Origin of the sequence: Desulfurivibrio dismutans (genome assembly GCF_029210385.1) — a bacterium.
Classification (GTDB): Bacteria; Desulfobacterota; Desulfobulbia; order Desulfobulbales; family Desulfurivibrionaceae; genus Desulfurivibrio; species Desulfurivibrio dismutans.
In genome coordinates this window covers 1-24,163 of sequence record NZ_JARGDQ010000006.1, presented here as the reverse complement: position 1 = coordinate 24,163, position 24,163 = coordinate 1, and the positions used below count along the sequence as shown (strand labels likewise).

General features: G+C 61.8%; 19 protein-coding genes. 13 read left to right on the top strand and 6 right to left on the bottom strand.

Annotated elements, in window-relative coordinates:
• The 6 genes from P0N66_RS08185 to rsfS form a co-directional block, all read right to left on the bottom strand.
• The gene (locus P0N66_RS08185) at window positions 1-1,458 is read right to left on the bottom strand and encodes a sensor histidine kinase (protein ID WP_275804183.1); all 1,458 of its coding nucleotides are present in this window, start codon (window positions 1,456-1,458) and stop codon (window positions 1-3) included.
• A 10-nt stretch (window positions 1,459-1,468) separates the two neighbouring features.
• Entirely contained in the window at window positions 1,469-2,794 is a 1,326-nt protein-coding gene (locus tag P0N66_RS08180; protein WP_275804182.1) for an amidohydrolase family protein, read from the bottom strand.
• Between the two features lie 142 nt (window positions 2,795-2,936).
• Window positions 2,937-3,791, bottom strand: coding sequence for a purine-nucleoside phosphorylase (locus tag P0N66_RS08175; protein WP_275804181.1), 855 nt, complete (start codon window positions 3,789-3,791; stop codon window positions 2,937-2,939).
• A gap of 148 nt (window positions 3,792-3,939) precedes the next feature.
• Window positions 3,940-5,331 carry a threonine synthase gene (gene thrC, locus P0N66_RS08170; RefSeq protein WP_275804180.1) on the bottom strand — a complete coding sequence of 464 codons (1,392 nt, stop codon included), beginning with the start codon at window positions 5,329-5,331 and terminating at the stop codon, window positions 3,940-3,942.
• A gap of 231 nt (window positions 5,332-5,562) precedes the next feature.
• Window positions 5,563-7,269, bottom strand: a complete 1,707-nt coding sequence (locus tag P0N66_RS08165; RefSeq protein WP_275804178.1) for a 2,3-bisphosphoglycerate-independent phosphoglycerate mutase — start codon at window positions 7,267-7,269, stop codon at window positions 5,563-5,565.
• A gap of 3 nt (window positions 7,270-7,272) precedes the next feature.
• Complete coding sequence (gene rsfS, locus P0N66_RS08160) at window positions 7,273-7,701, bottom strand: ribosome silencing factor (protein WP_275804177.1); 429 nt, start codon at window positions 7,699-7,701, stop codon at window positions 7,273-7,275.
• Window positions 7,702-8,119: 418 nt separating this feature from the next.
• On the opposite strand from rsfS, the gene secD reads away from it, so the two are divergent.
• From secD to P0N66_RS08095, 13 genes are all read left to right on the top strand, one after another.
• Entirely contained in the window at window positions 8,120-10,732 is a 2,613-nt protein-coding gene (secD, locus tag P0N66_RS08155; protein ID WP_275804176.1) for a protein translocase subunit SecD, read from the top strand.
• A gap of 3 nt (window positions 10,733-10,735) precedes the next feature.
• Window positions 10,736-11,497, top strand: a complete 762-nt coding sequence (locus tag P0N66_RS08150; RefSeq protein WP_275804175.1) for a YkgJ family cysteine cluster protein — start codon at window positions 10,736-10,738, stop codon at window positions 11,495-11,497.
• 21 nt (window positions 11,498-11,518) lie between these two features.
• Window positions 11,519-12,346 carry a phosphoribosylformylglycinamidine synthase subunit PurQ gene (locus P0N66_RS08145; protein WP_275804174.1) on the top strand — a complete coding sequence of 276 codons (828 nt, stop codon included), beginning with the start codon at window positions 11,519-11,521 and terminating at the stop codon, window positions 12,344-12,346.
• Between the two features lie 3 nt (window positions 12,347-12,349).
• Complete coding sequence (tatC, locus tag P0N66_RS08140; RefSeq protein ID WP_275804173.1) at window positions 12,350-13,051, top strand: twin-arginine translocase subunit TatC; 702 nt, start codon at window positions 12,350-12,352, stop codon at window positions 13,049-13,051.
• 25 nt (window positions 13,052-13,076) lie between these two features.
• The gene (locus P0N66_RS08135) at window positions 13,077-13,382 is read left to right on the top strand and encodes an FtsB family cell division protein (RefSeq protein WP_275804172.1); all 306 of its coding nucleotides are present in this window, start codon (window positions 13,077-13,079) and stop codon (window positions 13,380-13,382) included.
• A 42-nt stretch (window positions 13,383-13,424) separates the two neighbouring features.
• Window positions 13,425-15,062 (top strand): cation:proton antiporter family protein, encoded by a 1,638-nt coding sequence (locus P0N66_RS08130; protein WP_275804171.1) that lies wholly within the window; start codon window positions 13,425-13,427, stop codon window positions 15,060-15,062.
• Window positions 15,063-15,115: 53 nt separating this feature from the next.
• A complete protein-coding gene (locus P0N66_RS08125; protein ID WP_275804170.1) occupies window positions 15,116-16,549 on the top strand; it encodes a mechanosensitive ion channel family protein in 1,434 nt (477 codons plus the stop codon).
• Window positions 16,546-16,746, top strand: a complete 201-nt coding sequence (locus tag P0N66_RS08120) for a hypothetical protein (protein ID WP_275804169.1) — start codon at window positions 16,546-16,548, stop codon at window positions 16,744-16,746. Before P0N66_RS08125 ends, P0N66_RS08120 begins: the two co-directional genes overlap by 4 nt.
• Before the next feature lie 2 nt (window positions 16,747-16,748).
• Window positions 16,749-17,264 carry a nitroreductase family protein gene (locus P0N66_RS08115; RefSeq protein ID WP_275804168.1) on the top strand — a complete coding sequence of 172 codons (516 nt, stop codon included), beginning with the start codon at window positions 16,749-16,751 and terminating at the stop codon, window positions 17,262-17,264.
• A 96-nt stretch (window positions 17,265-17,360) separates the two neighbouring features.
• A complete protein-coding gene (locus tag P0N66_RS08110) occupies window positions 17,361-17,939 on the top strand; it encodes a TetR/AcrR family transcriptional regulator (protein WP_275804167.1) in 579 nt (192 codons plus the stop codon).
• 83 nt (window positions 17,940-18,022) lie between these two features.
• Window positions 18,023-19,282 carry an efflux RND transporter periplasmic adaptor subunit gene (locus P0N66_RS08105; RefSeq protein ID WP_275804166.1) on the top strand — a complete coding sequence of 420 codons (1,260 nt, stop codon included), beginning with the start codon at window positions 18,023-18,025 and terminating at the stop codon, window positions 19,280-19,282.
• A 2-nt stretch (window positions 19,283-19,284) separates the two neighbouring features.
• The gene (locus P0N66_RS08100; protein ID WP_275804165.1) at window positions 19,285-22,449 is read left to right on the top strand and encodes an efflux RND transporter permease subunit; all 3,165 of its coding nucleotides are present in this window, start codon (window positions 19,285-19,287) and stop codon (window positions 22,447-22,449) included.
• 27 nt (window positions 22,450-22,476) lie between these two features.
• Window positions 22,477-23,889, top strand: coding sequence for an efflux transporter outer membrane subunit (locus tag P0N66_RS08095; RefSeq protein WP_275804164.1), 1,413 nt, complete (start codon window positions 22,477-22,479; stop codon window positions 23,887-23,889).
• Window positions 23,890-24,163 lie beyond the last annotated feature (274 nt).

Here is a 24,163-nt window from a genome sequence, read left to right as displayed (position 1 = left end):
TTAAGATCCAGCCGGCGGCTGAGCAGGTAGGGTGAACACCACGCACAAGCCACCGCTCTCGGAAGTTTCCAGAGCAATTTCGCCGCCAGCGCTTTCCACGATGCGGCGGGCAATGGGCAGACCGATGCCGGTACCGCGGCTGCCGCCGTTGAGCCGTTCAAAAATCTCAAAGACCCGCAGGCGATAGCTTGACGGTACTCCCGGCCCATTATCACTGACCCGATAGCGGTTCATGGTCCCCAGTGCTTCACCGCTGATCTCGATCTTGGGCGGTTTTTCCGATACTCCGTACAGCATGGCGTTTTCCAGCAAAACAAAAATAACATCCTGCAGGCGCGGCAGATCGAAAAAGGCCGGCGGCAACGGCAGCACATTGATTTCCGCCCGGCTTTCCCTGACCAGGGGCGACAAATTTTGCCACACCTGCTCGACAACCTGCTCCATCGGCACTTCGGTCATGGTGGCGCGAGGTTGGTCGGCATCCAGAAACTGCTTGATATCCCGCACCAGATTGCGCAGATAGGTGGCATTATGCTCGACAAACTCCAGGGCCCGGGCGACTTCCGGGTCCGTCTGCGCGCCGTTGAGTCGATCGCGCAACAACTGACTGAAGGTGAGTAACCGCCGGGATGGCTCCTGCAGGTGATGAGCGGAGACCTCGGCCAGCCGGGTCAGGTCGGTATTGGCCCGGCGCAGAGCTCGCCGCTGGGCCCTGAGTTCCTTTTCGTGTTCATCTTGGGCTCGCAGCCGCCGCAGAATCTGCGTGTTCAGCAACAAGATGACCGTCATCCCCAGGATCCAGATCACACCAAAAAAGGTGGTCCGGCTTTTGCGGGTGTTCACCAGGGTTTCCAGATATGGTTGCAGCGAGACACTGACACCGATCCCACCAAGAACATCGCCGACCTGGTATCCTTGTACAGTGTGGCACTTCAGACAACTTTCCCTGGCCTCGATCGGTCGCATTAAGCGCAAACGGAGATCTCCGTCGGGAAAAAACTCCAGCACTTCTTCAGCGCCCTGCTGAAAGCGGGACAACGCCGATCTCTCCCAGTAGTCCGGGGCGTTAATCGGGTTGATCGGCCGGAAACCAACTATCCGCCCATGCACCCCGTAATAATCACCGTATTCGGCCATCATTTGGTGCAGCATATAGGCCGGATTCATCAAAGTTAACTGTCGGCCGGAGGGGGTTAAGATATCCCTTTCCGGCAGGTGCTCCAGCCCGGGGCTGGGTTGAGTGCGTTCGTCAACCGGCACATATACTCCGCCATGACGGCTGGCCCACAGGCGAAAGGAAAGGTCCTTATTAAAATTGCTGCGGGCCTCTTTGATGGCCAGCTCTTCCATGTGCTCCCGGGCCAGGCGCAAGTCCCAAAAGAAAAAACCGCCCACGGTCAGGGTCCAGCCAATCAGGGCGGCCACCAGCAGCAGCCGGTGCATCAGGGTCAGATTCATGGCATTTTCCTCAGGCCGCTTTTTCGGCCAGGCGGGCCTGGATATCCCGCATTTGTCGACCCAGCGCCGCTTCATCGATGGTCAGCAGACGGCGATCCTGCATCAACAGCCGGCCGTTGATCAGGGAGTGGATTACATCAGCGCCGCGGGCGGCGTAAACCAGTTGTGAAGCGGCATGGTACAAGGGAGTAAGATGGGGATGCCGCAGATCAAGGACAATGCAGTCGGCCTTTTTCCCCGGCTCCAGGCTGCCGATGGTCGCCCCGGCCCCCAGCGCCTGCGCTCCTTGACGGGTGGCCATGGCAAGCACCTCGACGGCGGGCAGGACGGTGGGGTCCATTTTATTGACCTTGTGCAACTTGGCCGCCATGTCCATTTCGCTGAACAGGTCGATATCGTTGTTGCTGGCCGCCCCGTCGGTGCCCAGCCCCACGGTAACCCCGGCGGCCAGCAGCTCCGGCACCGGCGAGATGCCGGAGGCCAGCTTCATGTTGCTTTCCGGGCAATGAACCACTTTAACGCCGCGCCGGGCCAGCAGCTCGATTTCATCGGGCTCCAGCCAGACCCCGTGGGCCGCCACGGTGCGTTCGTCCAGCACCCCCAGGGCGTCGAGATGGGCCACCGGGCGTTTACCGTATTTATCCAGGCACCCTTTGACCTCGTCCCGGGTTTCCGCCAGATGCACATGATATAAGGTGCCGTGGCGTTGGGCCACTCCGTGCAACCGCTGCAACAGATCGGGCGAGCAGGTGTAGACGGCGTGGGGATCGACGGTGATGGTGACCAGCTCATGCCCGGCGTAATCGGCAAACAACCGTTCAAGATAACGAAAACCACTTGCGAGTTCACCGTAGCAGGGCGAGGGGAAGTCGTAAAGCACTTCCCCCACCCAGGCCCGCATCCCGCTGTCGGCGGCGGCCGCCGCCACCTGGGCGGTGAAAAGGTACATATCGCAGAAGCTGGTGGTGCCGGAGCGGATCATCTCGGCCATGGTCAGCAGGCTGGAGTGGTAGACCATCTCGGCGGTGAGTTTGGCCTCGGCGGGGAAGATGTGTTCGGTGAGCCAGGTCATCAGGGGCAGGTCATCGGCCAGGCCCCGGAAACAGCTCATGGCCACATGGGTGTGGCAGTTGATCAGCCCCGGCAGCAGCAGGCCGTGGGGGGTGTCGAGCCGGGGGGCCCGGGGCCAACGGGCGGCCAGGTCGGCGGCAGGACCGACGGCGACGATCTCGCTGCCCCGCACCGCCACCGCGCCGTCGGTGAACTCACGGTTCCGGTCATCCAGGGTCAGTACCCTACCGGCGGTCAACAGTAAATCAACAGGTGCGTCACTCATGGGCGTATCCGCTTATTTTTTCTCTTTTGCCGGCCACTCGTCCACAACCTTGCGGACCTCGGCCAGACATCAACGACCCCTGGGGTTTTTCACCGCCCATCATCGCCGGCCGCGCTCAATTTGTTTGCAGCCATGCTTCCCCCTACAGTCGCCGCAACAGTTCCAGTACCAGATCATGGACCCGCCGGGCGCAGGCCTCGGTTTCCCGGATGATTTCATCCAGCAAAATGGGCTGCTGGTTGTCGGGGTCGTTGACGTTGGCCACCACCGCCAGCCCCAGCACCCGCAGGCCGGCGTGGCGGGCCACGATGACCTCCGGGGCCATCGACATGCCCACCGCGTCGGCCCCGCAGTGGCGCAGGTAACGGGTCTCCGCCGGGGTTTCCAGGCTGGGGCCGCCAATGGCCACGTAAACCCCTTCCTGCAGCCGGTCGATACCCAGGCTGCCGGCGCATTCCCGGGCCAGGCGACGCAACTCCGGGTCGTAGGCCCGGGAGAGATCGGGAAAGCGTTCTCCCCAGTCCTGGTTATTGGGCCCCCGCAGGGGGTTGTCGGGGATCAGATTGAGATGATCGCTAAGCAGCATCAGGGTGCCGGGGGCGTACTGCGGGTTGAGGCCGCCGGCACAGCCGGTGGTGATCAGGGTCCGGGTGCCCAGGCGGGAGAATACCCGCAGCGGCATGGTCAACTCCCGGGTGCTGTAGCCCTCATAATAGTGAAAGCGGCCTTGCAGCACCGCCACCTGTTTGCCCCCCAGCCGACCGCAGACCAGGTTGCCGGCATGACTGGGGACGGTGGCACGGGGGAAGTGGGGAATTTCGGCATAGGGCAAAATCCGAGGCTCTTCCACCAAATCCGCCACCCCGCCCAGGCCGGTGCCCAGGATCAGCACCACCTCCGGGGTAGCGGCTAAACGGGCGGCCAAAAAATCCCGCGCGACCTCCACCCGTTGTACAAAATCTTCCGGCGCGTTTGTGGTTTGACTGGCAAGCGACAAAATCAAAACCTCCTGGCTGCTTTACTGAGGCAGGAATTTCCGGGAACAACTTGCAAGCCCTACCCAGAACCAATAAACTCCCAATTACGGCTGAAGTCGCAAAAAGTCCATCCATGAGCACGTTGATGACTTCTTGCGAAGTCATCAATTACAGCGCATGCTGCGCCACAAAATCCTTGATCACCAACTCTTCGGCCGGCAGTACCCGGCAGCGGCTTTCCAGGTTTTCCAGGGCCGCCAGGGCCGGCGGCAACTCCGGCGGCCGACCGATGGCCGCTTCCACCGCCTCGCCAAACTTGGCGGGGTGGGCGGTGGCCAGGCAGACCAGTGGGATGTCGGCCCGCCGGCAGGCCAGGCCGGCATAAACGCCCACGGCGGTGTGGGGGTCCAGCAGGTAGTCATGGGCCTGGTGAAAGTCACGGATGGTGGCCTTGGTGGCTGGCTCGTCGGCGCTCCGGGAGACAAAATCCTGCTGGATGCGCGCCAGCCGGGCGGGGTCAAACTGCAGGCTACCGGTGGCGGCGAACTGTTCCATATCCCGGCTGGTTCGCCGGGCGTCCTGATCGTTGAGGTAGTAGAGATAACGCTCGAAGTTGCTGGCCACCTGGATATCCATGGAGGGGCTGGAGGTGGGCCGCACGCTGCTCACCGAATAATCGCCGGCCTGCACGAAACGGGTGAGCAGGTTGTTTTCGTTGGTGGCCAGAATCAGTTGGCCGATCTGTTCGGGAATCAATCGTCGGGCGACAAAACCGGCAAAAATATCACCGAAGTTGCCGGTGGGCACGGCAAAGTCCACCTGACCGGGCCGACCCTCGCCGGTGAGCTTCAGGGCGGCGTAAACGTAATAGACCACCTGGGCCACGATACGGGCCCAATTGATGGAGTTGATGGCCCCAAGCTGGTGTTTTTCCTTGAACGTCAGGTCGCCGAAGAGCTTTTTGACGATGGCCTGGCCGTCGTCGAAGGTGCCCTGGACGGCGATGTTGTACACGTTGTCATCCAGCACCGTGGTCATCTGCCGTTCCTGGATGGGGCTGACCCGCCCTTGGGGATGGAGGATGAAGATGTTGATCCGCTCCTTGCCCCGCACTCCGTAAATGGCGGCGCTGCCGGTATCCCCCGAGGTGGCCCCGATGATGTTCATGCGGCCGCCGGATTTGGCCAGCAGATATTCAAAGATGTTGCCCAGCAACTGCAGGGCCACGTCCTTGAAGGCCAGAGTGGGGCCGTGAAAGAGTTCCAGGATGTGGCACTCGCCATGCTTTACTATCGGCGTGACTTCGGGGTGCTGAAAACCGGCGTAGGATTTTTTCACCAGTCGTTCCAGGTCAACATGGGGGATGTCGTCGATGAAGCGGCTGAGTACCGCCACCGCCAGGTCCGGGTAGTCGAGCTGCCGCCAGGCGGCGATTTCGTCGCTGGTGGCCGGCGGTAATTTTTCCGGCAGCAGCAGGCCGCCGTCGTTGGCCAGGCCCATCATTACCGCTTCGCTGAAGGGGATGGGAGTGATGCCGCCCCTGGTTGAAATATAGCGCATTTTTGTTCCTTGTTGGCGTTATTGGGGGTTTCTCTTGATGCCCGTTAGCGGTGGTTCGGCCCTCTGTTTTCGCTCATTCTCGGCGGGCATCCTGCCCGCCTCCGAGGGGGCCGCCGCCTCCCGGACGTCCTGTCCTCCGGCAGCGGCCAAACCCGCGAAAACAGAGGACCGAACCACCGGTTGACTCTCTTTGGCCACAACTCGGCCTTCCCGGTTAACTTTTGGCCAAACTCAATCTCTCTTCTCCAACTTCTCAAGCAAACTTTCGCTGTCCATTTCATTTGGTACCGGCAGGCCCATCAACTGCAGGATGGTGGGGGCCAGGTTGGGCAGGGAGCCATCCTGGCGCAGCCGGTAGGTGCCGGGGGCGGCCTCTCGGTCGATCAGGATTAGCGGTACCGGGTTGCAACTGTGGGCGGTCATCGGGCCGCCGTTTTTATCCAGCATCTCCTCGGCGCTGCCGTGGTCGGCGGTGATCAGGACGATGCCGCCGGCCCCGGTAAAGGCATCCACCACTCGACCGATGCAGTGGTCCACCGTTTCACAGGCCTTGATGGCCGCCGGCAGCACGCCGCTGTGGCCCACCATGTCGCCGTTGGCGAAGTTGAGGATTACCAGGGAATAAGGCAGGTCGGCGGCAACAGGCTGGGCGGCAACAGCGGCGGCGGGGGAAGTGGCGTCATCGCCTTTTTTCTCTTCGCTGTGCAGGCGGCGCAGCAGTTCTTCGGTGACCTGCGGGGCGCTCATCTCCGGTTTGAGGTCGTAGGTGGCCACCTCGCGGTTGGAGGGAATCAGGGCCCGGTCCTCGTTGGCAAAGGGTTCTTCCCGGCCGCCGTTGAAGAAGTAGGTGACGTGGGCGTACTTTTCCGTTTCGGCAATCCGGAGTTGGCGCAGGCCGTGGCGGCTGACCTCTTCGCCCAAGATGCGGTGCAGTTCCTGGGGCGGGAAGGCCATCGGCAGGCTGAACTCTTTTTCGTACCGGGTCATGGTGGCAAAGCCGCTCAGCTTGGGCCGGCGGGGGCGGGGGAAGCCGTCGAAATCGTCCATGGTCAGGGCGGCGGTCAACTGGCGGGCCCGGTCGGCGCGGAAGTTGAAGAAGATCACGCCGTCGCCGTCGTTGAGCAACGGGGCATCAGCGGCAGCGGTATCCGCCGCTGGCGTACCGTGGCTGGCGGCCCCGCTTTTGCCGACCGCCTCCTGGTTTTCCGTGGGCCGGATTACCGTTGGTTTAATAAACTCGTCGGTTTCGCCACGTTCATAGGCCTCGGTCACCGCCGCCAGGGGGTCGGCGGCGGTAAATTGCCCTTGGCCGTCCACCACCGCCTGCCAGGCCAGGTGCACCCGGTCCCAGCGTTTGTCCCGGTCCATGGCGTAGTAGCGGCCGCAGACCGTGGCCACTCGCCCTACCCCGAGCCGCTGCATGGCGGCCAGCAGGGTTTGCATGTAGCCTTGGCCGCCATCCGGCGGGGTGTCCCGGCCGTCCATGAAGGCGTGCACCAGAACTTTGGCCAGGCCGCGGCGGGCGGCCAGTTCAAGCAGGGCCACCAGGTGGTCCAAATGGCTGTGCACCCCGCCGTCGGAGACCAGCCCCATGAGGTGCAGGGTACCATCGGCGGCCAGCACCTGGTCGATAACCCCGTTCAAGGTTGGGTTGGCGAAAAACTCGCCGTTTTGCACCGCCAGCCCGATGCGGGTGAAATCCTGGTAGACTACGCGACCGGCGCCGATATTGAGATGGCCCACCTCGGAGTTGCCCATCTGGCTCGCGGGCAACCCCACCGCCCCGTTGTGGGCGGTCAGGGTAGTAAAGGAGTATTCCCGCCGCCATTGGTCCATGTTGGGGGTGTGCGCCAAATGCACGGCGTTGCCCGGCCCCGCTGGCGCCTCGCCCCAGCCGTCTAAAATAGCCAGCATCACCGGCCGGATCTGCCTGCTCATGGTTCAGCCTTTGCCGGGGTTGGTTTTTTCAGCCGAATTCTTGGCGGGAGCTTCTTCCTCGGGGATTATCCGTTCGGCATCGTGCCACAAACCATCAAGATCATAAAACTCCCGCAGATCCCGGTAAAAGATATGCACCACCAGATCGTTGAAATCCAGCAGCACCCACAGTCCCTCGGCCAGGCCCTCGGTGTCGCCGCTTTTCAGGCGTTTACTGGCCAGGGACTCCTCCACTGCCCGCGCCAGGCTCTGCACGTGGCGGGTGGAGCGACCGTTCATCAGCACAAAATAATCGGTCACCGACGACAGCCCCCGGACATCCAAAATAACCAGGTTTTCTGCCTTCATATCCAAAGCTGCTGCGGCAGCGATTCGGGCCAGTTCCAGGCCCGAACGGTCCTGCAGTTCACTGCTTACTGTTTTTATTCGCATAATTCCACTCGGTTATAACGCCAGTTAATTAGGTCATCAACACAAAAAAACCACATACAAAAAGCTACGTATAATATATCGTCACGAACCTTCATGCAACCTGGAAAACCTGGTGCGGAAAAGTCACGCCAAAGCCGCACCAGGATGGGGACCGCTAAACTCGGCGCCAAAACCAATGACTTTGTTTGAAAAATTTCTACCGGCTGCCAAAAGTGCCCTTTGATTTCCCCCCGGTTTCGGGTATAATCTCTCGTTTTTATCGGTACTATTGTCGGCGCCACAAAGGTAGCGATGACACTGACGGGGTACGTTTTGTAACTACTTGTTTTCGCATTACCGACCAGCACGTTTGGCGGTTTTTTGCGATACCATTAAAATTCCAACCGCCGCTTTTGCGGCGCCACATTCAGGAGTATCCATGCCCAGCTCGTTAAAATGGAAAATCGGCCTGCTCTTTTTCATGATCGTCTTTTCCGTGATCACTGTTCTGCCCTCGTTGTCGGTGTCGGTGCCCGGCTGGTGGAAAAAGAACCTGGCCCCGGAAGGACTGCGTCTGGGACTGGACCTGCAGGGCGGCATGCACCTGGTGCTTAAGGTGGATATCGACCAGGCCATTGCCAACTCCCTGGACCTGGCCGCCGAAGAGTTGCGGGCCACCATGCGGGATGAGCGCATCACCCTGGTGCGAGCCCGTCACGACGACGCCCACACCGCCGTCTTCACCCTGCCCAACGTCGAGGCTCTCAACACCGTGGAACGGACGGTGGCCAATGATTTCCCCAACCTCAAGATCCGGGTGGAAAGTGAGGAAGGTACCTTTCCCCGGGTTTTTCTTTCCCTGGATGATGAACAGCTCGACTTCATTGAAAAAAACGCGGTGCGCCAGTCGCTGGAGATTATCCGTAACCGCATCGATCAGTTCGGGGTGGCCGAGCCGGTAATCGTCCGCCAGGGGGTCGATGAAATCGTGGTCCAGTTGCCCGGGGTGCGCGACCCGGATCGGGCCATCGACCTCATCGGCCAAACCGCCCAGCTTGAGTTCAAGCTGGTGGATGATTCCGGCGTCGTGGATCTGGATCGCTTGATCAACCAGGCCATCGAGGCCGGGCAATGGGAACGGGGCGGCGACCGGCAGCAGCTCAATCAGGCCCTGCGCGGCCAGTTGCCGGAGGAGCGGGAGATTTATTTCCACCGCCGGGTGGACCGCGATACCGGCCAGGAACGGCTGGAGCCGATCCTGCTCTACACCACCTCTTTAATGACCGGGGAAATGGTCCGCGACGCCCGGGTGCGGGTGGGCGGCACCTTCAACGAACCTTACGTCAGCCTGGACCTTACCGCCCGTGGCGGCCGACTCTTTGGCCAGATCACCGAACGCAACGTGGGCCGGCAGTTGGCCATTGTGCTGGATGAGGTGGTGCGCTCGGCCCCGGTGATCCGGGAACGGATTTTAGGCGGCAGCGCCCAGATCAGCGGCGGCTTCAGCCACGGCGAGGCCTCCGACCTGGCCATCGTGCTGCGGGTGGGTGCCCTGCCCGCCCCGGTGGATATCATTCAGAACCTCACGGTCGGCGCCTCTTTGGGGCAGGACTCCATCCAGCGCGGTATCATCGCCGGTCTCTTCGGCGCCTTGATGGTGGCCGTCTTCATGGTGATTTATTATCGGTTGTCCGGGGTGATCGCCAACGCCGCCCTGCTGTTGAACGTGCTCTTTATCTTCACCGGCCTGGCCATGCTCCAGGCCACCCTGACCCTGCCCGGTATTGCCGGCATCATCCTGGCCATCGGCATGGCGGTGGATGCCAACGTGCTGATCTTTGAACGGATGCGGGAAGAGTTCGCCCTGGGCAAGACCGTCAAGTCCGGGGTGGAAGGCGGCTACAACAAGGCCTTTTCCACCATCATCGACTCCCAGGTGACCACCCTGATCACCGCCCTGGCCCTGTTTCTCTTCGGCACCGGTCCCATCCAGGGTTTTGCCGTCACTCTCTCCCTGGGCGTTACCTTCAACCTGATCACCACCCTGTTCGGCACCAAGATCGTTTACGATGTGCTGCACAGCAAGCGCAAACTCAAAGAAATCCGTTTCCTGACCCTGCTGACCAATCCCGGCATTGATTTCATGCGGCTGCGCCGTTACGCCTTCGGGATTTCCGGCATCATGCTGCTGGTCGGCGTGGTGGCCTTTGTCGGGATTTACCGGGGCACGGCCAACCTGGGGGTTGATTTTTCCGGCGGCACCATGGCCCAGTACCAGGCCCAGCAGCCCTTCGAATTGGGCGAGGTGCGCCAGGCGCTGAACGCCGCCGGCCTGGAAGGCGCCCAGCCCCAGCACGTAGAGGGGGAAAACCGGCTGATCGTTCGCATCAAGGAGGACCGTGAAGTGGTGGGACAGATTACCAACACCATCACCGCCGCCCTTAACGAACAATTGGGCGACAAGGGGTTTTGGCTGGAAAGCCAGTCGGAAATCGGCTCGGCCATCAGCGAAACCCTGCGCAACAAGGCATTGCAGGCCATCCTCATCGCCCTGCTGGGGGTATTGATCTACCTGGCGCTGAGGTTCCAGATGCGCTTCGGGCTGGCGGCGGCCGGCGCCACCCTCCACGACGTCATCGTGGTGCTGGGCATCTGCTGGCTGCTCAATATTGAAATTACCCTGCTGATTGTCACCGCCCTGCTGACCATCGCCGGTTATTCCCTCAACGACTCGGTGGTGGTCTTCGACCGCATCCGGGAGAATATCAAGAAGCGGCCGGGGGATGATCTGAAGAAGCTGATCAACCGCAGCGTCAACGAGATCATCAGCCGTACCGTGATCACCTCGCTGACCACCGCCCTGGTGCTGATCTCGCTGCTGATTTATGGCGGCGTAGTGCTGCACGACTTCTCCCTGGTGCTGCTGATTGGCATCGTGGTCGGCACCTTTTCCTCGATCTTTGTCGCCAGTCCGCTGCTGATGATGCTGCCGGGCAGTCAGGAGGACATGGCCAAGAGCGAAGAGGAGAAAGTGGTAATCGAACAGGTGTAATTTATGAGTGTCAAGCCACCGGAGAAAGTGCAGCCCATTCAGGCCACCGAAAAATTTTCCTTCGACTGCGGGCCGGAAGTACCCTGCTTCACCGAATGCTGCCGGGCCCTGGAACTGGTCCTGACCCCCTATGACGCCCTGCGGCTGCGCCACCGCCTGGGGCTGGACTCCGCCACCTTTTTGGAGCGCTACGCGGCCATTGAGGGACAGCCGGACGAGGCCTTTCCCCTGGTTTATCTGTCCATGCTGGAAGATGAACGCCAGCGTTGCCCCTTTGTCGGCGCTGACGGCTGCGCGGTTTATGAAGACCGCCCCGCCGCCTGTCGGGCCTACCCCGTCGGCCGCGGCCTGCGCATGACCCCCTGCCGCAGTCACCTGCAGGAGCTTTTTGTCCTGGTGCGGGAAGAGCATTGTCAGGGGTTTGCCGAGCCTCGGGAGATCACCCCGGAAAAATGGATGGCCGACCAGGAGCTGGAACCCTACAACACATTCAGCGAGGCCATGCTGCCGCTGCTGCGCCATCCCATTATTCTGCAGGGGTGGCAACCCACCCCGGAACAGCAGCAGGAATACCTGCACACCTTGTATCAGCCGGAATACTTCCGGCAGCGGGTGGCCGGCGGCGAGATCAGCCCGCCGGCTCAAACCGGGATTGACCGCCACAACGTGGCCGAGCTGGACGATTACCAACTCCTGCTGGCCGCCATCAAGTGGCTGCCTACCACCTGGCCCGGCCACAAAAGTGACGGTCGGCTGGATAAATAGTAAAATTTACGAGGCACGGAAATGAGCAAACAGGTCAAGGCCTTGGTGATTACCGGTTACGGGACCAACTGCGAGATGGAAATGGCCCATGCCTGCCGGCTGGGCGGCGCCGACCAAGTGGATATCGTCCACATGAGCGAGCTGCTGCACGGCGAGTACCGCCTGGATGACTACCACCTGCTCAACCTGGCCGGCGGCTTTCTCGACGGCGACGACCTCGGCGCCGGCCAAGCCGGGGCCCACCGCTGGCGCTACGCCACCGTCAAACCCGGTGGAGAACCGCTGCGGGACCAGCTCTATCGCTTCATCAATGATGGCAAACTGATCCTCGGGGTCTGCAACGGCTTTCAGCTGATGGTCAAGCTGGGCCTGCTGCCGGGTTTTGAACGACGCTACGACCATCGCCTGGTCAGCCTCACCCATAACGACTCCAGCCGCTTTGAAGACCGCTGGGTGCGCCTGAGGGTCGAACCGGACACCCCCTGCGTCTTTACCCAAGGATTGGACAAACTCTACTTTCCGGTCCGCCACGGCGAGGGCAAGTTCGTCTGCGCCGGCGAGGGGGTCTGCAGTCTGCTGCAGGAAAACAAACAGGTGGTGCTGCGTTACGCCGATGGCGAAACCGGTGAGCCCACCATGGCCTACCCCGCCAACCCCAACGGCTCCCCCGGCGGCATTGCCGGCATCTGCGACCCCAGCGGCCGGCTGTTCGGCCTGATGCCCCATCCGGAGGCCTACCTCCACCGCACCAACCATCCCCGCTGGACCAGGGAAGAGTTGCCGGAAGAGGGCCAGGGCGTGCTGCTGCTGAAAAACGGCGTCAACTTTATCCGCGACAACCTGCTCTAATTTATGGCCCGCCGGCAAGGTCATCCCCTGGCCCGGATCATCCGGAGTCTGCGCGGGCCTTCCCTTTACCTGGGCCTGACCCTGGTGGCGGCCACCGCCGCTTTCACCGTGGTCTCGCCCCGAGCGCTGATTTTTCTGCAGAACCACCTAAGCCAGGAACTGGCCTACTTCACCGTCACCGACCCCTTCCTGGCCCATGTGCGGCTGGGTCTGGCCCTGGCCCTGTTTTCCCTGGTGCCCTTTTTCGTCTACTGGTTCTGGAAGGCCATGGCCGAGCCTTTCGGCCTGACCCGCACCACCCGGGCCTGGTTTGTCATCTTTTGCTGTCTGCTCTTTTACGGCGGCACCATGTTCTGTTTTTTTGTCACCCTGCCTTTAGGGGTCAATTTTCTCTTGGGTTACCAGTCCGAACAGCTGCAGGCGGTGATCGCGGTGGGCAAGTTCGTCACCTTTATCACCGTCTTCGTGCTGGCCTTCGGCTTTATCGCCATGCTGCCGATCTTCATGATCTTCGGGGCCAAGACCGGGCTCTGCCCGCGCCGCAAGTTTGAAAGCGGCCGGGGATACGCGGTGCTGATCATGACCATCGTCGCCGCCCTGATCACCCCCACCCCGGACGTGGTCAACCTCTCCTTCATGGCGGTGCCAATGTACCTGCTTTACGAATCGGGAATAATCATCATCAGAATGATGAAATTAGAGTAAGCGCCAAAGGTATATTAAGATCACCATGGTTCGATCATATCAGTACAGACAACCCGTAAAAAAAACCTCCCGGCCACTGGTGCTGCTGGTGTTGGCGGCCCTGGCCCTGTGGTTGCTGTTCAGCCCCTACGGACTCTGGCAGTACGGCCAGGTTTCCCGGGAACGGGCGGCCCTGCAGCAGGAAAACCGGGTGCTGGAAACCGAAAACCGGCAGTTGCAGGAAGAGATCGAACGCCTGCAGCACGACCCGCAATACATCGAAGAAGTGGCCCGGCGCCACTACGACATGCTCAAGGAAAACGAAATCCTCTTTGATTTCAATCGCCGCTGATTTTTTTCACCTTTTTTTCCTATTTCAGGACATAGCTGCCCCATGGAACCATACTCCGTCATCACGGCCTATCCGGTTACCCTCTCCCTGGCTTTTCTGCTGGGCTTTATTGCTCGCCAGGTGGGGCTGCCGCCCCTGGTGGGTTTTCTTTTGGCCGGGTTTTTATTTTATGGGTTCGGGATCCAGCCCGACCCCACCATTGAAATCGTCGCCGACCTGGGCGTCACCCTGCTGCTTTTTACCATCGGGCTCAAACTTAAGCTTAAAAACCTGGCCCGACCGGAGGTCTGGATCGGCGCCACGGGGCATGCCCTGATCACCGTGATGGTTTTCGGCCTGGCCTTCACCCTGTTCGGCGCTATGGGCATTCAGGCCTTTGCCGGCCTGGAACTGACCGAAGCCCTGCTGGTGGGCTTCGCCCTCTGTTTTTCCTCCACCGTCTTTGCCGTCAAGATCCTGGAAGAAAAGGGAGAGAGCCTTTCCCTGCACGGCCGCACGGCAGTGGGTATTTTGATCATGCAGGACGTCTTTGCCGTCCTCTTTCTCACCGCCTCCACCGGCAAACTGCCCTCCCCGTGGGCCATTCCATTGCTGGCGGGACTGGTGCTGGTACGACCGGCCATCTATTATATCCTCAATCGCTGCGGCCACGGCGAGTTACTGCCGATGTTCGGACTATTTGCGGCTCTGGCCATCGGGGTGGCCTCCTTTGACCTGGTGGGGCTTAAACCCGACCTCGGTGCTCTGGCCCTGGGGATGCTGCTGGCCAACAACAAGCGGGCCTCGGAAATTGCCGACCGGTTGTTCAGCCTCAAAGAGCTTTTCCTGGTGGGCTTTTTTGTTCAGATCGGCCTGGGCGGCCTGCCCGGCTGGGAAGATATCGGCCTGGCCGTCTTTCTGGTGCTGCTGGTGCCGCTCAAGGTGGCGCTCTTTTTCCTGCTGCTCACCCGGCTGCGGCTGCGGGCCCGTTCCTCCCTGCTGGCCTCCCTGAGCTTGGCCAACTACAGCGAATTCGGTTTGATCGTCGGGGCCGTGGGCGTCAGCAACGGTTGGATGGATCCTTCCTGGATGCTGATCATCGCCATTGCCCTGTCCATTTCCTTTATGGTCGCCGCTCCCCTGAACCAGGCGTCCCACTGGCTGTATAAAATCAGCCACCATTATCTGCAGCGCTACGAGACTGAAATCCGTCATCCCGAGGAAGAGCCCATCGACCTCAGTGCGCCGGTGGTGGCCATCTTCGGGATGGGCCGGGTCGGCAGCGGGGCCTATGATTTTATCCGCGATGATTTTGGCGAAATAGTGGTGGGAGTGGAAAGCAACGCCAACAAGGTGCAGGAACACCAGAGCAAGGGACGGCGGGTGGTGCACGGCGATGCCACCGATCCCGGTTTCTGGAACCGCACCCGGCACGACAATTTGAAGATGGTGCTGCTGGCCATGCCCGAGCACCATGCCAACCTTTATGCCTTAAAACAACTGCAGGAAGCAGGCTTCAACGGCTTCATCGCCGCCCTGGCCATGTTCCCCGATGACGCCAAGGAATTGGAAGAGGCCGGCGCGCAGGTGGCCTTTAACCTGTACGAAGAGGCCGGGGCCGGTTTTGCCGCCGAGGTGGAACCCCTGTTGGGGGAAATGCTCTGTGTCCTGCCCCGACAAAAATGGACCAACGAGCCTTAACAGCCCGTTGAAAAACGGGCTGTTAAGCGGACCACCAAGGGAGGAACATCAGCGTGGACGCCATTTACTTTCTGGCCGAAAATATTGCCTCCTGGGGGCGGCAAAGTGACAACTGGTGGCAACTGGCGATAATTATTCCGGCCCTGCTGGCCTCCTGGGCGGTTCATCACGGGCTTAAACGCTGGCTGGAGCTTTACACCGCCGATGACGGCACGGGCTGGCGCCACCTGACCCTGCGCAGCGCCATGCGGATTGTCTGGCCGCTGAGCCTGCTCTTTTTCGTCCTGGTGGGGCGGGAGGTCATGGCGGCGCGCGATTTGCCCCACGGGCTGCTGGACCTGGCCATGCCCCTGCTGCTGTCTTTGGCCATTATCCGCATCCTGCTTTACATGCTGCGCAAGAGTTTCGCTCCGAGTCCGGCCCTGAAAGCCGGAGAAAATATTCTGGCCACCGGTATCTGGCTGGTGGTGGGGCTGCACCTGGTGGGCTGGCTACCGGCGGTGCGGGCCGGGTTGGACACTTTGGCCCTGCGGGTGGGGCAAACCCGGATTTCCCTGCTGGCAGCCATTGAGATAACCATGCTCCTAGGCCTGGCCATTGTGGTGGCCATCTGGCTTTCGGCCCTGATCGAACGCCGGTTGCATGCCTTCAAGTATTTCAGCGTCACCATGCAGGTGGGGCTGGCCAAATTTGCCAAATTCCTGCTGATTACCATCGGCCTGCTGGTGGCCCTGAACCTGGTGGGGATCGACCTTACCGCCTTTGCCGTCTTCGGCGGCGCTTTGGGGGTGGGCCTGGGCTTCGGCCTGCAGCGGATTGCCTCCAACTTCATCAGCGGCTTTATCCTGATCATGGACAATTCGGTCAAGCCCGGCGATGTAATCACCGTGGACGACAAGTACGGTTGGGTGGAGGAGATGCGGGCCCGCTACATTGTGGTCCGCAACCGGGACGGGGTCGACACCCTGATTCCCAACGAGACCCTGATCACCACCCAGGTGATCAACTGGAGCTATGGGGATCGCAACGTACGCCTTAAGATCCCGGTGCAGATCAGCTACGACGACGACCCCGAAGAGGCCATGGCCCTGATGGTGCAGGCGGCGACGGCCTCGGAGCGGGTGCTTGCCGACCCGGTCCCGGCGGTGCGTCTGCTGGCTTTTGCCGACAGCGGCATTGCCCTGGAGCTACGGGTCTGGATCGGTGACCCGGAGGCCGGCAGCGGCAACGTCCGCTCGGAGATCAACATCGCCATCTGGCGAGCCTTCAAAGAGGCCGGGATCACCATCCCCTACCCGCAGCGCGACCTGCATCTGAAAAGCCTGCCTGCCGCCAGCGGCGCCCTGCGGCCGGATTTGGTTCCCGCCGACCCGGTATACACCGCCACCGCCGGTACCGGTGCCGGTGTAGGTGCCGGTGTAGATACCGACCACGGTTCCAGCCCCGTCCACCAGAACCGCTCCAAAACCGGGGAGACCGCCGCATGACCTTTTCCTGCCGCAACTACGATCTCAACCTGGATCAGTGTCGCAAGCTCCACGACGACTGCATCCCCGGCCGCCGGGGCTGCGCCCTGGAAGGCAAGGTCAAGCTCAGCGAGGAACTAGAAAAACGCCTGGCGGCGCTGGAGGAAAAAAAGCAGCGGCAAAGAGCCGGGAAAAGCAAAAAACTACGGAGGTCGTGACCATGAGTATTTTGGAGACCATCAAAAATCGCCGCAGCATCCGTAAATTCCGCCCCGAGCCGGTGCCCGCCGAGCTGGTGGACAGGTTGCAGCAAGCGCTGATCTGGGCGCCCAGTGCCGGAAATCTGCAGGCCCGGAAATTCTTTTTTGTCTATAACGAGCAGCTAAAAAATGAGTTGGCCGCCGCCGCCCTGAATCAGCGGTTTGTCGCCGCCGCCCCGCTGGTAATCGTGGCCTGCGCCGACCGGGCCATTGAATCCCGCTACGGTGCCCGCGGGATCAACCTTTATGCCGTCCAGGACGTGGCCGCCAGCCTCATGGGGATGATGCTACTGGCCCATGACGAGGGGCTGGGCAGCGTCTGGGTGGGGGCCTTCCACGAAGACGAGATCAGCCGCCTGCTGGATCTGCCTCCCAACCTGATCCCGGTGGCCATGGCCCCGATGGGGTATCCCGCCAAAGTACCCACCGCTCCACCCCGGGTTTCCCCCGCCGAGGCCATTAGCGAACTCTATTGATTTGATGGTTAATTTGACTTGTCAAAGCTTACCAATTGGCCTATCCTGCGGCGGAGTGAACGTTCACTCCGCCGCTTTTTACGAGACCAGCCAACGATGACACCAGACGTAGCAAAAACCGGCAAACGGGAGTTGATTCTGCAAGCCGCCCTGGGGCTTTTTGCCGAGCGGGGGCTGCATGGTTCCCCCACCTCCGCCATCGCCAGCGAGGCGGGGATCGGGGTCGGCACCATATATCGTTACTTCCAGGACAAGGAAACGCTGATCCACGAGCTTTTCCACGACCTGCAAGAGCGTTACCACCAACAACTGCTGGCCGGCTATGATGCCGCCGCCCCGCTGCCCCGGCGTTTTCAGCAACTGGTTGGGGAACTGTTGCGGATGTTTATCCGTAACCCGACGGAATTTCGTTTCATGGAGCTTTATTACTATTCGCCCTACGCCACCGCCGCCTCCTCGCGCCTGCCCGACGATCAAGGCATCATCTACCAGGTCCTGCGGGAAGCTCAGGCACAGGGGCTGTGCAAGGCGGTGCCGATGAAGGTGCTGGAGGCCCTGGCCTGGGGGCCGCTGGTGGCCCTGGCCAAGGAAAACAGCATCCGCCGCCTGGACATCAACCGGGAAATCATCGACCAAACCGCCCGGGCCGCTTGGGACGCCGTGCGGCAAACTTGAAGCGGGCCAACCGTAACTGATCACAGTGTTCGACCAAGAGTAAGCGTTCACGTGGTGCCGCAGGTTGCGGCAAGGAGACTTTCATGCGCACCAAGATCACCGCCAACCCGGCCAAAGCACCGTTGGATTCTCAACAGCGCCGCCCCTTTTGGCCTTCTGCCAAGCTTACCTGTGCCGGGTTAAGTCAACCGGGGCTGTTACTGCTTGGCCTGCTTATCCTGCCGTTAATCTTTCTGACCGCCTGCGCCGAAAATGAACAAAACGGCCCGGCTGGCGGCGGCATGCCGCCGCCCACGGTCACCGTTACCACCGTCAGCCCTCAGGATGTGCTGATCGAAAATGAATACCCGGCCCGGGTGCACGGCTCCCGCCGGGTGGAAGTGCGGGCCCGGGTGGGCGGCATCCTGGAAGAGCGACTCTATCGGGAAGGAGCGACGGTGGCCAAAGATGAGCCGCTTTTTCTCATTGACCCCGAACCCTTTGAAATCGCCTGGCGCCAGGCCAAGGCGGAACAGGCCGCGGCGACGGCCAACCTGAATCAGGCCCAAAGGGAGTGGCGCCGCACCGAGGCCCTTTTCCGGGATACCGCAATTAGCGCACGGGAGCGCGACCAGGCCTTGGCCAACCTGGAGCTGACCCGGGCCCGCCTGGAGCTGGCCGAGGCCATGCTGGCCGATGCCGCCCGCAACCGCCGCTACACCGAAGTAACCGCTCCCATTGCCGGGATTACCGAGCTGGAAGTCTTTACCGAAGGCAGCCTGGTTGAACCGGGCACCCTGCTTACCACCATCACCAGCCTGGATCCGGTGCACGTTCGTTTTTCCCTGCCGGAAGAGGATGCCGCCGCCCGGCGACTGGGCCGCCAACTGGTTGGCAATCACCAGGAACCGGCAGCGGACCCGGAAGCCACCCTGCTGCTGCCCGACGGCCGCCGTTATGATGAAGCCGGCAAGATCGATTTCACCGCCGGCACCATCGACCCGCGCACCGGCACGGTGACCGGGCGGGCCATCTTCGCCAACCCGGACCAGCAACTGGTGCCCGGCCAGTTTGTGCGCATCAGGCTGGCCCTGGCCGAACTCACCGAGGTTTTCCTGATTCCGGCGGTGGCAGTGGGCGGCAGCCGTAACGGTGCTGAGGTTTTTGTGGTGGATGGCGACGATATCGCCCGGGCTCGGAAAGTGGAACTGGGGCCGATAATCGAAGACCGGCAGGTGATTATCAGCGGCCTGGCGGCGGGCGATCGGCTGGTGATCAACGGCCTGGCGGCCCTGCGAGACGGCATGCCGGTGCAGCTGCAAACCTCCGAGCCGGCGGAGCAGACGGCACCGGCGGAGGAATAGGCATGTTTCGTTTTTTCATTGAACGCCCCATTTTCGCCTCGGTCATTTCCATCATCATCATGCTGGCCGGGGCGGTGGCCCTCTACACCCTGCCGGTGGAGCAGTACCCGGACGTGATACCGCCCCAGGTGGTGGTCCAGGCCGCCTACCCCGGCGCCGATGCCGAGGCCCTGGCCGAGTCCGTGGCGGCCCCGTTGGAGCAGGAGATCAACGGGGTGGAGAACATGCTCTACCAGGAATCCACCAGCACCGACGCCGGCACCCTGATGATCACCGTCTCCTTTGCCATGGGCACCGACCCGGACCAGGCGGCGATCAACGTCAATAACCGGGTCCAGGCGGCCCTGCCCCGGCTGCCGCAAAGGGTGCGGGACCTGGGGGTGCGGGTGGAGGCCCGTTCCACCAACCTGATGCTGGTGGCGGTGCTGACTTCCCCGGACGGCAGCCACGACACTTTAAGTTTGAGCAACTACGCCCTGCTCAACGTGGTGGATGAACTGGCCCGGCTGCCGGGGGTTGGTGCGGCCTCGCTGTTTGTCAGTCAGGATTACGCCATGCGCATCTGGCTGCAACCGGACCGGCTGGCCCAATACCAACTCACCCCCGGCGACATCGCCGCCGCCCTGCGGGAACAGAACGCCCAGTTCGCCGCCGGCCAGATCGGTGCCGAACCGGCCCCCCAAGACCAGGCCTTTACCTATACCGTCACCACTCGGGGGCAACTCAATACCCCGGCGGAGTTTGAACAGGTTATTCTGCGCAGCGGCGATGATGGCGCCATTCTGCGCCTGGGGGATGTGGCCCGGGTGGAACTGGGCTCCCAGCGTTACGACTTTTCGGCCACCTACAACGGCCAACCGACGGTGCCCATCGGGGTTTACCTGCAACCCGGGGCCAACGCCCTGGCCACCGCCGAGCGGGTGCATGACACCCTGGCCGAGATTGAACAGCGTTTTCCCGCCGACATCGCCTACCGGGTGCCCTATGACACCACCGAATTCGTCCAGATTTCCATCCAGGAGGTGATCAAGACCATTTTGGTCGCTGCGGTGCTGGTGATTTTGGTCACCTTTGTTTTTTTGCAGCGTTTCCGGGCCACCCTGATTCCGGTGGCGGCCATTCCCGTCTCGCTGATCGGCACCTTTGCCGGCATGCAGCTTTTCGGTTTTTCCATCAACCTGCTGACCCTCTTCGGGCTGGTGCTTTCCATCGGTATTGTGGTGGACAACGCCATCATCGTGATGGAAAACGTGGAACGGCTGATGAAGGAACAGGGGATGAAGGCCAAGGAAGCGGCCTTTGCCACCATGGACCAGGTGGCCGGCGCGGTGGTGGCCTCCACCCTGGTGCTGGTGGCGGTGTTTGCTCCGGTCTCCTTTCTGGGCGGCTTGAGCGGTGAGCTGTACCGCCAGTTTGCCGTTACTATCGCGGTGTCGGTGGTGGTCTCCGGGATAGTAGCCCTGACCCTGACCCCGGCCATGTGCGCCAAGCTACTGGACCGACAAAAAACCACGGTCATGGCCCCCTTCAAGCCCTTCAACCGGCTTTTTGAGTACGCCACCGACTTTTTCGTGGCCTGTGCCGGTTTCCTGGTCCGTCGCTGGATGCTGGGGCTGCTGCTTTTTGCCGGGCTGCTGGGAATGACCGCGGCTCTGCTGGAGCGACTGCCCACCGGCCTGCTTCCCCAGGAAGACCAGGGGGTGGCCCTGGTGGTGGGCAACCTGCCGCCTTCCTCCTCCCTGGCCCGCACCAGCCAGGTTCGCGACACCCTTTCCCAAATGCTGGAGGCCCAGGATGAGATCGCCGAGTTCACCGCCTTTGCCGGCTTCGATATGCTGGCCTCTTCCCTGCGCACCAGCGCCCTGATCGGCTTTGCCAACCTCACCGACTGGTCGCAGCGGCGGGCTCCGGAGCAGCACGCCGCGGCGGTGGCCCAGCGGGCCATGGGCATGGGTTTTGGCATCCAAGAGGCCAATATCTTCGCCTTTATCCCGCCGCCCATCATGGGCATGTCGCTCACCGGCGGGGTGGAGGGTTACCTGCAGGTGCGAGGGGCAACCTCACCGGCCGAGATCGAGGCCCTGGCCCGGCAAGTGGTGCAACAGGCCACCCAGCGCCCGGAGCTGGGCCAGGTACGCACCACCCTGGATGCCGGTATCCCCCGCTACCGGGCCGAGGTGGATCGGGAAAAGGCCCGCGAGCTGGGGGTTGCGGTCAACACCATCTTCGAGGCCATGCAGAGCACCTTCGGCTCTTATTACGTCAACGACTTCAGCTACCTGGGGCGCCTGTGGCAGGTCAATCTGCAGGCCGAGGGTGAATTTCGCAGCCAGCCCGAGGATCTGCGCCATGTTTTCGTCCGCTCCCAGGGCGGCGAGATGGTGCCGCTGAGTTCTCTGCTGAAACTTGAGCGGACCAGCGGGGCGGATATCATCAACCGCTTCAACCTTTATCCCGCCGCCAAGCTGATGGCCGACCCGGCGCCGGGCTACACTTCCGGCCAGGCCAAAGAGGCCCTGGAGGCGGTGGTGGCCGAACTGGGGCGAAGCGAATCCGGCAGCGATACCCTGCTGGGCTGGATCGGTGAGGCCTACCAGCTGGAAGTGGCCGCCGGGGCCGGCGGCCTGGCCTTCGGCCTGGGGATGCTGATGGTCTTCCTGATCCTGGCCGCCCAGTACGAGCGCTGGACCCTGCCGCTGGCGGTGGCCTCCGCCGTGCCGGTGGCGGTTTTCGGGGCGACGGGGGCCGCTCTGCTGCGGGGACTGCCCAATGATATTTACTTTCAGGTGGGTTTGCTGGTATTAATTGGTCTGGCGGCCAAAAACGCCATCCTGATTGTCGAGTTCGCGGCCCAGAACCGTCGCCAGGGGATGAGCCCGGCGGAAGCGGCCATGGCCGCTGCCCGCCAACGTTTCCGGGCCATCGTCATGACCGCCATGACCTTTATCATCGGCACCCTGCCCCTGGTCTTCGCCTCCGGCGCTGGTGCTGCCAGCCGCCAGGAAATCGGCACAGTGGTGCTGGGCGGGATGCTGGCGGCCAGTACTTTAGCCCTGATTTTCGTGCCGATGTTCTACGCCCTGCTGGAAAATCTGGCCAGCCGGCGACACAAAGCGATAACATTGGGATCTACGGCAAATGGTAGGTCGACCAGTCACGAATCTTAAACACTTTTCAGTAAATGGAGAGAATAGATGCGCAGGTTCTGCCCAATCCTGATTGTTGTCCTGCTGAGCGGCTGTACCATGGGGCCGGAGTATCAACGTCCCGAAACCAACCCGCCCGTTGAGTACCGCTACGCCGAAGGATACGAAGAAATCTGGCAGCAGGCCATGCCCACCGATGATCTGCCCAAGGGCCAGTGGTGGCAAATTTACCAAGACCCGGTACTCAATGAGCTGCAGGATAAAGCGGCGGTCAATAACCGCCAACTGCAAGGGGCCGTGGCACGGCTGGACCAAGTCCGGGCCGCGGCCGGCCTCAGCCGGGCCGATCTGCTGCCCAGGCTGGACTTACAACCGGCGGCGCAACGGGGCCGTACCGCCGATGATCTTTCTCCTTTGGGTGAAGGGCAAACCACTACCACCTTCAACCTGCCCCTGGATCTTGGTTACGAACTGGATATTCGCGGCAGATTGCGCCGGCTCAACGAAGCCGCCGAGGCCGAGGTGGAGGCCAGCGCCTCGGAAGTGGAAAGTTTTCTTTTAACCCTTCACAGCGAAGTGGCCAGAACCTACTTTTCTCTGCTGACCCTGGACCGAGAAACGGCCCTGCTGGAAAAGACCGCCGAGTTGCGGCGAGAAAACCGGCGCCTGGTGGCCAACCGCTACCAGCATGGTTTAAGCGACAAACTAGACTTAAGCCGGGCGGAAACGGAAGTGGCCGCCGCCGAGGCCGAAGTGATCATGCTGCGGCACCGGCGCAGCGAAGTGGAGAATGCCCTGGCCCTGCTGCTGGGTGAGCCGGCTTCCAGCTTCAAACAAGCACTGGTTGCCCCGACTGAGATCCAGATCCCGGCGGTTAAACCGGGGCTGCCGGCGGAACTGCTGCAACGGCGCCCCGATGTAGCGGCGGCGGAACGCAAACTGATGGCCGCCAACGCCCGGATCGGCGCCGCCCAGGCCGCCTTCTTTCCGGCCATTCGCCTGACCGGGGCGGCGGGTTTTGCCAGCAACGAACTTTCCAACCTGTTGACCAGCGGCAACCGTTTCTGGAATTTCGGACCGCAAATCAATCTGCCCATCTTTGACGGCGGCCGTAACCGGGCGCAATTGGCCCAGGCCCAAGCAGCCCATGAAGAGGCCCTGGCCAATTACCAGCAGAGCCTGCTGCAGGCCATGCAGGAAGTGGAAGACGCCCTGGTAGCCCTTTCCCTGCTCACCGAACAGCAGCATAGCCAGCAAAGAGCCCTGAAACACGCCCGGGAGACCGTCGAATTGGCCCATCATCGCTATCGGGCCGGATTGGTCAGCTACCTGGAAGTCATCGAAAGCGAAAGATCCGCCCTGGGGCATGAACGGGCGGTACTGCAGACCAGGAATCAGTTACTGCAGGCCAACATCGCGCTGATCAAAGCCCTGGGCGGCGGCTGGGACCACACAACCTGAGCCGGGACATGGCGGACCCTGCCGCAACAACAGCAGGCTACCAGGACCTACTGCCCTGGTAGCCTGGCATCGTCAAGGTTATTGGTTTTGGCACCGGGGTGGGTGCCGCGAAGCCCGCTAGCGACTAATTATCGGAGGTCGGCATCCTGGGCGGCCTCCGAGGTGCCGGCGGCCTCATGCGCGTCCATGCGCCCGACCCGCCGGCAAACCCGTCGCTACCGGGCCTCGCGCCCCCCGTCCAGGTTCCATGCTGCTTGCCCTCAAGCACCCCCCC